The following is a 13,386-nucleotide window of genomic DNA, read 5'->3' as shown; positions in this document are numbered from 1 at the left end:
CAAGCTGCGTTGCAACATGGGGCGCAGACGCGTATGACAGCGCTATGACAGAACAGATGCCCCAAGGATCGATCGTTCGGATCGCGCGTGAGAACGGCAACCAGGAAAGCCCTGAGCCGCTGGATCTGCCAAGCCGTGTGCGCGAGCTGCGCAAATCGCGCGGTCTGACGCTGGAACAGGCGGCCGGGCAGGCGGGCCTGGCGCGGTCCACCTTGTCAAAGATCGAAAACGGGCAGATGTCACCGACCTATGAGGCGTTGAAAAAGCTGGCGACGGGGCTGGAGATTTCGGTACCTCAGCTGTTCACCCCACCCAGCCGGGAAAAGGTCAATGGCCGTATGGCGTTAACCCGCAATGACGAGGGCACCGGCCACGCCACCGCCACATATGAACATGAGATGCTGGGCGGCAGCCTGACCAAGAAGACCATGCTGCCCTATCGCGCCCGCGTTCGCGCCCGTTCGATGGAAGAATTTGACGGCTGGGTGCGTCACGACGGCGAAGAGTTCCTTTATGTGCTGACCGGCGTTGTGCGGCTTTACACTGAGTTTTACGAACCTGTCGAAATGCGTCGCGGGGATAGCGCCTATTATGACGCCACCATGGGGCATAACGTGATTTCGCTCAGCCCGGAGGATGCAACGATCCTATGGGTGACCTCACTGGTGTAACGCGCAGCCTCAGCACGATCTGAGTACGCGATCTAAGTGACAGCATGTGAAAAAGGCGGCCCCGCAAGGCCGCCTTTTCATTTGGAACCAAGGTGGTTCAGAGCCAGCCCTGAACCCGGCGGGACCCGCCCGAGATATCCTGGCCAATCCCATCAATTGTTGCGCAACCCGCCAGCAGGGTCAGGGTTGCGATGACAAAGAGTTTCTTCATGCCTGTTACTCCTCAGACCACCAAACGTCTGGCGTGTAGCCGATACGGTCGCCATAAATTGGTGTATTTTGCGGGAATTGCAACGTTTTGCGATGGGCGATGCGGGCCGGGCCGCCCGCCCAGAGCGGAATAACGTAGCGACCGGCCATCAACTGACGGTCCAGCGCCCGGGTTGCGGCGGTGAAATCCTCGCTTGAGGTTGCCGTCAGCATCGCCTGAATGGTGGCATCCACAGCGGCGGATTTCATCCCCATCAGGTTGCGCGAACCTTCGATATCGGCCTGCGCCGAACCCCAGTAAAGGTTCTGTTCATTGCCCGGGCTCAGCGACAGGTAGCGCACATAGGGCATCATGTCGAAGTCTTGCTTGTCGCGGCGTTCGGCAAATTGCGCGTTGTCAACCTGGGCGATCTGCATGGTGATGCCCAGACGTGTCAGCCCCTCACGGTAGATCTCCATGATCGACTGGGCTTCTTTGTCGCCCTGACGGATCACCACTTCGAAGGTGAAAGGCGCGCCATCGGCATTGACCAGCGTGCCGTCTTTGACGGTCCAGCCGGCCTCTTCCAGCAGGTTCAGGGCGGCGCGCGTGTCGGCGCGGTTGCGCGGGCTGTCGTCACCTTCGGGCAAGGTCAGACCTTCGATGGTGCCGGGCAGCAGATCCGCGGCGAAAGGTTGCAGGATCTCCAACACCTTGCCGGTGGCGGGGCCCTCTTGCAGCCCAAGGTGCGAGTTGGAGAAGTAGGACTGGATTCGGTTCTGACGGCCACCGGTGACGGTGCCGTTCACATAGGGGAAGTTAAAGGCGGTGATCATCGCCTGACGCACGCGCCAATCCTCAAACACCGGCCGGCGGGAGTTCATCACATAGCCCACCATGCCGGTGGGGCGTTGGTGCTTGATTTCAGATTTCAGCACGTCGCCATCAGAAACGGCTGGGAAGTCATACTGGCTGGCCCATTTTTCAGCATTGCCCTCGCGGTAGAAATTCATCTCTCCCGCTTTGAAAGCTTCAAACAGCACCGACTGGTCGCCGTAAAACTCAATCCGCAGCTCATCAAAGTTGCCGGTGCCTTGGCGGAAGGCCAGATCCTTGCCCCAATACTCGGGGTTGCGTTTCAGCGAGACGTAACGCCCCGCCTCATAGTCAGAGACCACATAAGGTGCCGAGGTAATCGGCACGTCCTGCAGGCTACCATCGGTCAGGGCCATGTCCTGCCACTGTGCTTTCTTGAGGATCGGGCGCAGACCTGCGATAAGCGCCAGTTCGCGATCTTCGACGTTGAAGGTGATCCGTACCGAGCGGTCGCCGGTCTGTTCGATCTTGTCGATCTTTTTCCTGAAGCCGTGGTAGCGCGGATGTCCCTCGGTGCCGAGGGTTTCATAGGACCAGATCACATCTTCGACGGTCAGCGGGCTGCCATCGGAAAACTTGGCCTCAGGCCGCAGGGTAAACTCGACCCAGGAGCGATCTTCGGGCACCTCGATGCTTTCGGCCAGAAGCCCGTAAAGCGTGAAGGGTTCGTCCCAGCTGCGCCCCATAAGTGATTCGGAAATAAAGAAGCGCAGCTGCCACGGCACCGTGCCTTTGCGCACAAATGGGTTCAAACTGTCAAAGCCACCTGTGTTGCCCTCAATAAAGGACCCGCCTTTAGGGGCATCGGCGTTGACGTAAGGCAAGGACTGGTAATCGGCGGGCAGGGCCGGTTCACCATACATTGCAATTCCGTGTTTCGGTGCGGCCTGCAACGCGCTGCCCAACAAAACAAGCGCTGCGGCACTGGTAAGTGTCTTCAGTCGTGGGAAAATCTCTGGTCGCATTCTGGCAACAATCCTACTCTGCCTTATTTTATTTGGACTTAGCCTAATATGGCTTTTGTGTGATTTCAATTTTTTAGCTTGGAACGAGCGGATGTTTTGCTTATAAAGGGATCACTGCTCGATAGGTTTCTTGCCTGTATGAAACCTGCCTCAATAACTTTGCGCCGGCCTTGTGCCGGCGTTTTTTTGTTTTGGGCCTATATTTCTTGGCTCTGCGCGGTTTTTCGCCGAAGGTGCCCTCTCCTTAGGCGGGGCACGAAACATCCCGAATCATCGTAGTTTTGCTGACTCGCCGCAGGGCAGGGGAACGGTTATGCTGCGCCTGCAAAGTAATGGCGAGGGTAAAAATGACATTGCAGGGAAAAACTGCCGTGGTGACCGGATCGAACTCCGGCATTGGTCTGGGTGTGGCGCGGGAACTGGCACGTGCTGGCGCGGATGTGGTGCTGAACTCATTCACCGACAGCGCGGAAGATCACGCATTGGCCGCTGAGATGTCGACGGAATTCGGCGTCACCGTGCGCTATATTCAGGCCGATATGTCCAAGGCCGACGACTGTCGCCAACTGATTGAAAAAGCAGGGCGTTGCGACATTCTGATCAACAACGCCGGCATCCAGCATGTGGAGCCGATTGACAGTTTCCCGGTGGAAAAATGGGACGCGATCATTGCGATCAACATGTCGTCGGCCTTCCACACCACAGCGGCGGCGCTGCCGATGATGCGCGCCGCAGGATGGGGCCGGGTGATCAATATCGCCTCAGCCCACGGTCTGACGGCATCGCCCTTCAAGTCGGCCTATGTGGCGGCAAAACACGGTGTTGTTGGGCTGACCAAAGTGACGGCGCTGGAAACCGCCCGCGAACCGATCACCTGCAACGCGATCTGCCCCGGCTATGTCGCGACGCCACTGGTTGAGGCGCAGATCCCCGACACGATGGAGAAATACGGCAAATCCCGCGAAGAGGTAGTGGAAATGCTGATGGAGCGCCAGCCGTCGAAAGAATTCGCCACCGTGGAGCAACTGGGCGGCACCTGTGTCTTCCTCTGCTCGGACGCGGCAACACAGATGACCGGCACCACGCTGTCGGTGGACGGTGGCTGGACCGCCCTCTGAGCCCGTCAGATCATGTAAACCCCGCAGTCCGCGAAGAGCCGAGGAGAGAAGGATGAAACGGATCAACTTGGCTTTGCAGGGCGGCGGGGCGCATGGGGCGTTTACCTGGGGCGTGCTGGATGTGCTGCTGCAGGACGAAGAGATCGAGATTGCCGGCATCACCGGCACCTCTGCCGGGGCGATGAATGGCGCGGCGCTTAAGGCCGGATTGCTGAACGGCGGCCGTGATGGCGCGCGGCAAAACCTAGATTGGTTCTGGCAGCAGCTAGGCGCGATTGAGCTGCCGGGGCTGGACCTGTGGCTGGGGGCGCTGCCCCCCAGTTGGATCAGCCAGGGGATGGAGGCCAGTTGGCCCTTTATCGCAGCCGATGCTCTACAACGCTTCACCTCACCTTATGCGCTGGGATCGCTTTATGCCCATCCGCTGCGGGGGCTGGTGGAGCGATTGCGATATGATCTGGTCTGCGCCGATCAGGGTCCGGCGCTATTTGTCTGTGCCACCAATGTGCGTTCTGGCAAGGCGCGGGTGTTTCAGGGGGCTGAGATCAGCACCGATGCTCTGCTGGCCTCCGCCTGTCTGCCAACCCTGTTTCAGGCGGTCGAGATTACCGATCCCACCACCGGCACGCAAGAGGCCTATTGGGACGGCGGCTATACCGGCAATCCGGCGCTTTGGCCGCTCTATTCAGGCGATCTGCCCGAAGATGTGGTCATCATCAATATCAACCCGCTGCGGCGCGAAGCCTTGCCGGTCACGCCGCAACAGATCAGCAACCGGATCAATGAGATCAGTTTCAACGCCTCGCTGTTGAGTGAGTTGCGCGCAGTTGCCTTCGTCCAGCGGCTGATTGCGCAAGGCGTGCTGAAACGTGAAGAAAAAAGGGATGTTAAGGTGCATAGGATCGCGGATGATGAGCTGATGAACAGCCTATCGGTCGTCACCAAAAGCTGGCCGGTGCCGTCGGTGCTGTTGCATCTGAAAGAGGCCGGTCAGGCGGCGGCCAAGGCGTTTCTGGCTGAGCATAAAACGGCGCTGAACAGTCACAGCACCGTCGATCTCAGCGAAATGTACGGCTAGTCCGTTTAGGATTTGCTGCTTAGGACTTACTGCGCGGCGGTTGGCTGGGATCTTTGCCGTTTGGATAGACCAGACCGGCTGAAATCACCAATTTCGCGGCATCTTCCACGCTCATGTCCAACTCCATCACGTCTTTGCGCGGGAAATAGAGCAGGAAGCCCGAGGTTGGGTTTGGCGTGGTCGGCACAAAGACGGACAGCAGGTCATTGTCATCTTCACCGGCGCGCTGGCGAATCTCGCCCTTCGCCTCGGTCGAGACAAAGCCGATCGCCCAGATGCCTTTGCGGGGATATTCAATCAGGCAGGCACGTTCAAAGGACCGTTCTGACTGGGCGAAAACAGTTTCGGCGATCTGTTTGACGCCGGAATAGATCGACCGCACCACCGGCATGCGCTGTACTAGGCTTTCGCCAAAGCGGATGAGGGAACGCCCCATCAGACCCTTGGCGATCCAGCCGATGACAACGGTGAAGACCAGGAAAAACAGGATGCCGACACCGCGCAGGTTGATGCCGATATAGGGCTCGGGCTTAAACTGACCGGGCACCAGCGGCAGCACAAAGCCATCAACCCATCCCGCGAAGGTCCACAGGAACCAGACCGTCAGGCCGACCGGGGCGATCACAACGATGCCGGTCAGGAAGGACGAACGCACACGGGCAAACAGCCCCGGTTTGCGTGGCTTTGGGATATCTTCGTCAAAAGGTGTGGTCATTGGATCGGTAGGCGTCGATAGGTGTTTGAAAACAGCGTCAACGCTTACTTAGGGGCTTTCCCCCGCTATCACAATGCATCTTGCGGTAAGTCGGGGAAAAGCAGCATGTTTTTGCGCCTTTAGCGGCGTTTTCTGAAGGATCAGCCTAAGGCTTTGGCGATCTGTGCCGCCAGTCGGGCGTTGTTCAGGACCAGTTCGATATTGGCGGTCAGCGACCGGCCTTCGGTCAGCTCAAAGATCCGCTGAAGCAGGAAGGGCGTGACCTCTTTGCCGGTGATCCCTTTTTCATCCGCCTCAGTGGTGGCGGCATCGATGATCGGGTTCATTTCCGCCTGCGGGATTTCGGCAGCGGCCGGGATCGGGTTGGCGATCAGCTGACCCCCGGGCAGGCCCAGCTGGCCACGCATCTGATGGGCCTTGGCAATGTCTTCGGGTGCATCCATCCGCAAGGGCGATGCCAGCGGCGAAGTCGCGGACCAAAACGCAGGAAAGCTGTCTTGACCGTAAGTAATGACCGGAACCCCTTGAGTTTCCAGCACTTCCAGCGTTTTCGGCACATCCAGAATGGCCTTGGCACCTGCCGCCACAACGCTGACGGGCGTGGCGGCCAGTTCCAGCAGATCGGCGGAGATGTCAAAGCTGTCTTCGGCGCCTTTGTGCACACCGCCGATGCCGCCGGTGGCAAAGACGTGGATGCCCGCCAGATGTGCAGCAATCATGGTGGCGGCCACAGTGGTGGCCCCGGTGCGGCCCTGCGCCATAATCACAGCCATATCGGCGCGGCTGATCTTGGCCACGTTTTTGGCCTGCGCCAGCTCTTCCAACTGGGCATCTGTGAGACCGGCGTGCAGCGTGCCGTTCAAGACGGCGATGGTTGCGGGCACAGCGCCAGCCGCGCGGATTTCATCCTCAACCCGGCGCGCTGTTTCCAGGTTCTGCGGGTAGGGCATGCCGTGGGTGATGATGGTGCTTTCCAGCGCCACGATGGCTTTGCCCTCGGCTTGTGCGGCGGCAACTTCGGGGCTGAGTACAGGTTTGAGGCTCATGCGGGGAGTTCTCCGGATACGTAGATTGCGGCGGCATGTAGGGCGCGCTCCAGCGCGGCTTCACGGTCCATGCCGGACAGTTCGGCGGCCATATGGGCAGCCATAAAGGTGTCACCGGCGCCGGTGATGCGGGTGACCAGAACTTCAGGCGGGCAGGCGGTGATGACGCCATTCGCCGTGCCATCGGAACAGGGCTTGGCCCCGTTGGTGACCAGCGCACGTTTGGCACCACGCGCAACCAGCGCTTCGGCGGCCTCGGCGGAGGTTTCAAAGGTGCGCTGGCATAGCAGGCCGGCCTCTTCGAGGTTCACATAAAGCACCGCCCGGGAATGACGCAGGAAGGGGGTCAGCCGTTCGGCCTTGCCGGGCGAGGCGGGCGCAACCCGGAGATCGGCCTTGGCAAAGGCAGCGTCCGTAGCAATCTCTTCCAAAAGCGCGTGGGTCAGGTTGCCATCCAGCGCGATCAGCCCATCAAACGGGGCCTCACGGGTGCCAAGCGGCCCTTCGATCAGCGGTGTCAGAATGCGCGGGCCAGCGGCCTCCAGCGAATGGGCATCCGCGATGGCGGCGATCAGCCCGTTGGCGCCCTCAATGGCCATATATTGATCTGTTGGCAGATCGTCGGAGCGATAGGCGTGTTCGGTTGACACCCCCAAACGGCCACAGGCCGCCATCAGCTCTTCACCCTCAGGGTCGCGGCCAATTGCGGTCAGCGCCGAAGGGTTCAGGCCAAAGCGCCCCAGCGCCATGGCAATGTTCAGCGCCACCCCGCCGGGGATCCGCTCAATCCGGCCCGGCACATCCGAGCCAGCCCGCATCGCAATTGTAGCGCGGCCCACAACGTCCCAGAGGACGGAGCCAATGCACAGGATTTGCTGTTTCTTATCAGTTGGTTGATCCATGCCTGTTGTCACCTAGACTATGATGTTCAAGCTAAGGGTCGGCGCGAACGGATCACGCTCCCTTTCCGCTGGTTTGACTGTTGGATCTGTTGTAGCAGTCAGCAGGCGAAGCGTCACACCATAGAGAGATTTTTGGCAGGCTCAAGAGGTGTAAAAACGCATGGCACAGGCTGGCTGTGGAAAACTTAGCTTTTCCTGCCCGATAGTACTTGCCACCCCTACAAAACCCGTCTATACGCGCGGCACTTCACAGGCGGGGTTGGGCCCTGCAGGGAGAAATCCTGTAACGGTCCGCCGGTTGGGCGCGTGCCCTTGAAAGCCCCGCTTAGGCACAAACCGGAAAGGAATAAGAGAATGGCTCTTCCTGAATTCACTCTGCGCCAGCTGCTGGAAGCCGGCGTACACTTTGGTCACCAGACCCAGCGTTGGAACCCCCGCATGGGCGAGTACATCTACGGCTCGCGCAACGGCATCCACATCATGGACCTGACCCAGACTGTTCCGCTGCTGGACCAGGCTCTGAAAGTTGTACGTGACACCGTTGCCAAAGGCGGCCGTGTTCTGTTCGTTGGTACCAAGCGTCAGGCCGCTGGCCCGGTTGCTGAAGCCGCTGAGAAATGCGCACAGTACTACATGAACCACCGCTGGCTGGGCGGCACGCTGACCAACTGGCAGACCGTTTCGCAGTCGATCAACCGTCTGAAAGAGATCGATGAGAAACTGGCATCGGGCGCCGAAGGCCTGACCAAGAAAGAGCGTCTGAACATGGACCGCGACCAGCAGAAGCTGCAGGCTTCGCTGGGTGGTATCCGTGACATGGGCGGCGTGCCTGACCTGCTGTTCGTCATCGACGTTAAGAAAGAGTCGCTGGCCATCGCAGAAGCCAACAAGCTGGGTATCCCGGTTGTGGCTGTTGTCGACACCAACTGCTCGCCCGCAGGCGTAGACTACATCATCCCCGGCAACGACGACGCGGCCCGCGCGATCGCTCTGTACACCGACCTGGTCAGCCGCGCTGCCCTGGACGGTATGTCGGCTCAGATGGATGCCGCAGGTGTTGACCTGGGCGCGCTGGAAGATGGCATGGTTGAAGAAGCCGTTGCCGCCGAAGAAGGCGCCGAAGCCTAAGCTTCGTCATCACAGTGACACGGGGCGCGGTTAAGGCCGCCCCCGGAAGTTCAAACATATTACCAAGGAGAGCCTCTCATGGCGATCACTGCAAAGATGGTGAAAGAACTGCGCGATTCGACCGGCGCAGGCATGATGGACGCGAAAAAAGCGCTGACCGAAACCGATGGCGACATGGAAGCCGCGGTTGATTGGCTGCGCACCAAAGGTCTGGCGAAAGCCGCCAAGAAATCGGGCCGTACCGCAGCCGAGGGCCTTGTTGCTCTGGCCGTTGAAGGTGGCAAGGGTGTTGCTGTTGAGGTGAACTCGGAAACCGACTTCGTTGCGAAAAACGCCGACTTCCAGGAAATGGTTAAAGGCATCGCAGCTGCTGCTCTGAACGCCGCTGATGTTGAAGCGCTGGCCGCTGCTGACATGGGTGGCAAAACGGTTGCCGACACCATCACCGACAAAATCGCCACCATCGGCGAAAACATGTCGCTGCGTCGTATGGCATCGGTTGAGGGTGACGTTGTTGCCTCCTACGTGCACAACGCTGCTGCCGCTGGCCTGGGCCAGATCGGTGTTCTGGTTGCGCTGAAAGGCGGCGACGAAGCGTTTGGTAAGCAGGTTGCAATGCACATCGCAGCTGCTAACCCGCTGGCCCTGGGCGAAGCGGACCTGGATCCGGCTGCTGTTGAAAAAGAGCGTCAGGTTCAGATCGACATCGCCAAGGAATCGGGCAAGCCCGACGCCGTGATCGAAAAAATGATCGTTGGCCGCATGAAGAAATACATCGCCGAAAGCACTCTGCTGGGTCAGGCGTTTGTTGTGAACCCCGACCTGACCGTTGAGAAAGCAGCCGCCGAAGCCGGCGCTGAGGTTCTCGGCTTTGTGCGTCTGGAAGTGGGCGAAGGCATCGAGAAAAAAGAAGAAGATTTCGCAGCTGAAGTCGCTGCCGCTGTCAAAGGCTCGTAAGCCCGACAGTCCTGAGGTTTCAGGAATTTCTTTGAACGCCCCGTGCTTGCTGCGCGGGGCGTTTTTTGTGCGGCGTCTGCGCGATTGGGGCCAGATCTTAGATATTGTGGTACCGGATCGGGTTCGCGGCCCCCCGCGCCCGCGGTGCAACTTTCTTCATGTGGTATTTATCTTTCAGATGCTGTGCCGCCTCACGGCCAACAAAGCCGAAGCGGTCACTTTCGGTATCGGGGTCTATCAACCCAGGGAAATTTCTGGCCGTCGCCGGCAGCCATTCGTCAATTTCAAAGACACCAATAATCAGGCCGTTCTCAACCGCAAGAGCGAGTCGTGCTTTGTTTGCCCGGACCTGGCTGATGCGCCAGCTGAATCGCGTAGCGTCATACAATTCATTCTTCCCAGATGAGTGCCGTACAATGATCTCCACAGCCGGATCATCAACAATCGCCTCTTCCGCCATGTAACGGCGAATGATCTCAGAACTATGGGCAACGCCCCGATCCAAAGAGCCATGCCCACCAGCAATGTTGGTGACCGCAGGATAGGCTTCAATAAGGGCGGCCTCAACTTCGTAGGCTGTTTTGTTGTCCAGCCCGTGACGGTGGATCACATGTTGTACCGAAAGACCTGACTTCATAATGTCATAGATCCTGGTCATTTTATCATTGAGGACCGGGCGATCCTCCTCCGCCTCGGCAGTGTTGAGCGTTTCTTTTAGGCCGGCGGCATGGGCGAATACACGATTGCCTTTCCCTTTTCCGACATAAAAAGTTTCGCCATTTCTGGGATCGATTAAGCGATAAACGTAGAAGTTTAGTGCGTCTGATACTTCAGCAGGAAAGGCATTTGGCAGGGTAGGGTGGACCGAATTGGCCGGGGTGGTCATCTTTTATCACTCTTAGGTATTATTTCTGTGGGTTTGTTAAATCATAGGCAGCGCGAACCGGCCACAAAAAAGCGGCGCCGCAAAACATTGCGACGCCGCTCCTTGAAACACCGGATGCACCCCTGGACGATTGGGGATGAGCGGGAGTGCAACCGATAACCGACCTATACGCGACCAATAAGCGTATAGATCGGCATCCGGAAAACCGGACGAAGCAGAGAGCCTTGCAATGACAAGGGGTCCCCTCCGTATGTTCCCTGGCCAAAGCCACCACTCACGGAACTCCTGCAACATGCAAAATACAGCGCCGAAGAGAAAGTAAGGTTTTCCGTACCTTGCGACATCAACCTTCAAGATTCGCGTTAAAACCTATGGTTATCAATGCCGTAGCATCAATTCTTAGGCTTCGATAACAAACATTTGGTTCTGCAGTGCCGCCTTCAAAACCGCCTGTGCGGTGGTCTCAACATTCAGGTTGTCGCGGGCCAGGCGCAGGTGTTTTTCAACCGTGGCAGGCGTGAGCCCCATCAGCAGCGCAATGTCCTGTGTTGTCTTGCCGTCGCCAACCCATTCCAGCGCTTCACGCTGCCGCTTGGTCAAGGTCTGGTTCGGCGTTGCATAGGGCAGGGTCATGATTTTCAGGTGACATACATTGTTCATCACCAGAATTTCGTCGCCATGTTCGGCCCAGACCTTATCAATCTCTTCCTGCGGGATATCGGCCTGCGCAGTCAGCGCAATTGCCCCTTTGGCCCGCGGGGAAATTGATTTAAAACTGATCGAATAACCGGCGGTCACCTGCATTTTACGGTTAAACTCCAGCACGCGCTTCTCACTCTCGCTCAGCGCACCTTGATCCAGCATTTCGCCCAGGATGCTCCAGCTGGCGGCGCCTTCGTTTTCCAGCACCCATTTGACCATAGGGCCATGGAAATACAGGCCTTTGCCCATGAAGACATCTGTGTAGGCCGGATCGTGGTTGGTCAGCACGATGAAATCATCGGGATCCCCAAGCGAGGTGGAGGTGCGGTAACGCGTGAAACCATAGAGCAGACGGTCAAACCCGTAGGAGGCCATTTTGCGCGTGTGCATATCCCAGAGCTCCTCAATACTTTGCGTATTGGTGAGCGCTTGCAGATATTTGCTATTCCTCATTCCGTCCTCGAGTTTTGTTGCATTCCAATGCGTGATGCATGGGGGAAGAGATGCGTCACAGGGGCACACAGGGTATGCGCAAAAAACTTACATCTCAAGCGCGTGTTGTGTCGAGGCCTACAACGCGCCAAATTCAAACTTTGCGATATCAGTGTTGCAGGTCTGTCGTGCTGCTGGGCGGCGTTTCTATGCGGGGTGTCTCTTGGGTGTATCACTATTTACCATAATACTAATTATACGATTTATAGATGTAGCCGCAAAGCGATAATGTCACCCCTGAGCAATTCAGAAGTGTCACTCTCCTCGCATACGGTAGCGAGGACGAGCGGACATGGGATGGGTGATGATGAGCGAGCGCGATTTGAACCGCGTTGAGGTTTTGGCGCAGGTTGGTGATGGTCGGCTGACGGTCGCTAATGCGGCGAACATGTTGGATCTGACAAGGCGGCAAGTGTTCCGGCTTCTCAAGCGATACCGGCAGGATGGCGCCTCAGCGATCCGGCATAAGGCGCGCGGCAAACCTCCAAACAATCGTATCCATCATGCAAAGCGCGATTATGCTCTGAGCCTGATCAAAGAGAATTACCCGGATTTCGGCCCAACACTGGCAGCTGAGAAGCTGGCTGAGCATCACGGGTTCACAGTGTCTCGCGAGACCGTGCGCAAATGGATGATCGAAGACGGCATCTGGCTCTCGCGGAAACAGCGCCGGACCTTCCATCAACCTCGCTTACGGCGCGAATGCTATGGTGAGCTGATCCAGATTGATGGTTCCGATCACCGTTGGTTTGAGGATCGGGGTGATCCCTGCACCCTGCTCGTTTTCATCGATGATGCCACCAGCACCTTGATGGAGCTGCGGTTTGTGAAGTCCGAGAGCACGTTCAGCTATTTCGAGGCGTTGGACAGTTATTTGGTTCAGCATGGCCGCCCAGTGGCCTTTTACAGCGACAAGCATTCGGTATTCCGAGTTGCCAAAGAAGACGCCAGGAATGGTGCAGGCATGACCCAGTTCGGGCGTGCGTTGAATGAGCTGAACATCGAGATCCTGTGCGCCAACAGCTCTCAGGCCAAAGGTCGCGTAGAACGGGCCAACCGCACGCTTCAGGACCGGCTTGTCAAAGAACTGAGGCTGGCAGGCGTTTCGGACATGAAAGCCGGAAACGCTTTTCTTGAAGGCTTTAAGAGCCGCTTTAACGCCAAATTTGCCAAGGCCCCGGCCAAACCGGACAACCTGCACCGGGCGTTGAATGTGGAGCCGGATCGGCTGGCGGAAGTGTTGTGCTGGCGTGAGAACCGCTATGTCGGCAAGCAGCTCACGTTTTCCTATGACCGCAAGCGGATCATGCTCGAAGAGAACGAGCTGTCACGCGCTCTGGTCGGCAAATATGTGGACACCTATGTCTTTGTGGATGGGCGGTTCGAGGTACGCTGGAAAGGCCAAGCCCTGCCCTACAGGATCTTTGATATGGACCAGCGCGTCACCCATGCAGCCATCACCGAGAACAAGCGGCTCGGTGCGGTTCTGGCCTATGTCAAAGAGATGCAGGACGCCGCACCGCCTAAGCCGAAGGTGCGGACAAACTCAGAGAAGATGGGCTACAAGCCGAACGGGCGTCGGCCAGGCAGACCGCCAGGATCGCGGGCCAAGAAGAAGATTGCGCGCGCGGCAGAATAACTCAAGACTGCTGACATGGAC

At 58.0% G+C, this 13,386-nt stretch carries 13 protein-coding genes; 6 read left to right on the top strand and 7 right to left on the bottom strand.

The genetic code is table 11. The features are described from left to right. Positions 1-44: 44 nt before the first annotated feature. On the top strand, positions 45-671 hold the full coding sequence (locus TL5118_RS07575; RefSeq protein ID WP_058242047.1) for a helix-turn-helix domain-containing protein: 627 nt from the start codon (positions 45-47) through the stop codon (positions 669-671). A 97-nt stretch (positions 672-768) separates the two neighbouring features. On the opposite strand, the gene TL5118_RS07570 is transcribed toward TL5118_RS07575, so the two are convergent. Further along, on the bottom strand, positions 769-882 hold the full coding sequence (locus TL5118_RS07570) for a hypothetical protein (protein WP_058242046.1): 114 nt from the start codon (positions 880-882) through the stop codon (positions 769-771). 5 nt (positions 883-887) lie between these two features. Then, positions 888-2,702, bottom strand: a complete 1,815-nt coding sequence (locus tag TL5118_RS07565) for an extracellular solute-binding protein (RefSeq protein ID WP_058242045.1) — start codon at positions 2,700-2,702, stop codon at positions 888-890. A gap of 347 nt (positions 2,703-3,049) precedes the next feature. Here TL5118_RS07565 and TL5118_RS07560 point away from each other — a divergent pair, with 347 nt between their 5' ends. Further along, the gene (locus TL5118_RS07560; RefSeq protein ID WP_058242044.1) at positions 3,050-3,820 is read left to right on the top strand and encodes a 3-hydroxybutyrate dehydrogenase; all 771 of its coding nucleotides are present in this window, start codon (positions 3,050-3,052) and stop codon (positions 3,818-3,820) included. A 52-nt stretch (positions 3,821-3,872) separates the two neighbouring features. Continuing rightward, positions 3,873-4,898: a patatin-like phospholipase family protein gene (locus tag TL5118_RS07555; RefSeq protein ID WP_058242043.1), complete on the top strand. Its 1,026-nt coding sequence runs from the start codon at positions 3,873-3,875 to the stop codon at positions 4,896-4,898. Between the two features lie 19 nt (positions 4,899-4,917). On the opposite strand, the gene TL5118_RS07550 is transcribed toward TL5118_RS07555, so the two are convergent. The 3 genes from TL5118_RS07550 to TL5118_RS07540 all read right to left on the bottom strand — a co-directional run bounded on the left by TL5118_RS07550 (position 4,918) and on the right by TL5118_RS07540 (position 7,561). Continuing rightward, on the bottom strand, positions 4,918-5,613 hold the full coding sequence (locus TL5118_RS07550; protein WP_058242042.1) for a DUF502 domain-containing protein: 696 nt from the start codon (positions 5,611-5,613) through the stop codon (positions 4,918-4,920). 140 nt (positions 5,614-5,753) lie between these two features. Further along, a complete protein-coding gene (locus tag TL5118_RS07545; protein WP_058242041.1) occupies positions 5,754-6,659 on the bottom strand; it encodes a pseudouridine-5'-phosphate glycosidase in 906 nt (301 codons plus the stop codon). Then, a complete protein-coding gene (locus tag TL5118_RS07540; protein WP_058242040.1) occupies positions 6,656-7,561 on the bottom strand; it encodes a PfkB family carbohydrate kinase in 906 nt (301 codons plus the stop codon). Before TL5118_RS07540 ends, TL5118_RS07545 begins: the two co-directional genes overlap by 4 nt. A 354-nt stretch (positions 7,562-7,915) precedes the next feature. Here TL5118_RS07540 and rpsB point away from each other — a divergent pair, with 354 nt between their 5' ends. Together rpsB and tsf are read left to right on the top strand one after the other, a co-directional pair. Further along, complete coding sequence (rpsB, locus tag TL5118_RS07535) at positions 7,916-8,689, top strand: 30S ribosomal protein S2 (protein ID WP_058242039.1); 774 nt, start codon at positions 7,916-7,918, stop codon at positions 8,687-8,689. Positions 8,690-8,767: 78 nt separating this feature from the next. Further along, the gene (gene tsf, locus TL5118_RS07530; RefSeq protein WP_058242038.1) at positions 8,768-9,646 is read left to right on the top strand and encodes a translation elongation factor Ts; all 879 of its coding nucleotides are present in this window, start codon (positions 8,768-8,770) and stop codon (positions 9,644-9,646) included. Between the two features lie 97 nt (positions 9,647-9,743). On the opposite strand, the gene TL5118_RS07525 is transcribed toward tsf, so the two are convergent. Both TL5118_RS07525 and TL5118_RS07520 read right to left on the bottom strand, forming a co-directional pair. Then, on the bottom strand, positions 9,744-10,532 hold the full coding sequence (locus tag TL5118_RS07525) for an LEM-3-like GIY-YIG domain-containing protein (RefSeq protein ID WP_058242037.1): 789 nt from the start codon (positions 10,530-10,532) through the stop codon (positions 9,744-9,746). Between the two features lie 399 nt (positions 10,533-10,931). After that, positions 10,932-11,687 carry a LuxR family transcriptional regulator gene (locus TL5118_RS07520; protein ID WP_058242036.1) on the bottom strand — a complete coding sequence of 252 codons (756 nt, stop codon included), beginning with the start codon at positions 11,685-11,687 and terminating at the stop codon, positions 10,932-10,934. 331 nt (positions 11,688-12,018) lie between these two features. Here TL5118_RS07520 and TL5118_RS07515 point away from each other — a divergent pair, with 331 nt between their 5' ends. Then, positions 12,019-13,365 carry an ISNCY family transposase gene (locus TL5118_RS07515; RefSeq protein WP_058242035.1) on the top strand — a complete coding sequence of 449 codons (1,347 nt, stop codon included), beginning with the start codon at positions 12,019-12,021 and terminating at the stop codon, positions 13,363-13,365. Positions 13,366-13,386 lie beyond the last annotated feature (21 nt).

Source organism: Thalassovita autumnalis (assembly GCF_001458255.1).
GTDB lineage: Bacteria > Pseudomonadota > Alphaproteobacteria > Rhodobacterales > Rhodobacteraceae > Thalassobius > Thalassobius autumnalis.
The sequence above is the reverse complement of the archived record's forward strand: the minus strand, read 5'-3'. Positions and strand labels throughout refer to the sequence as shown.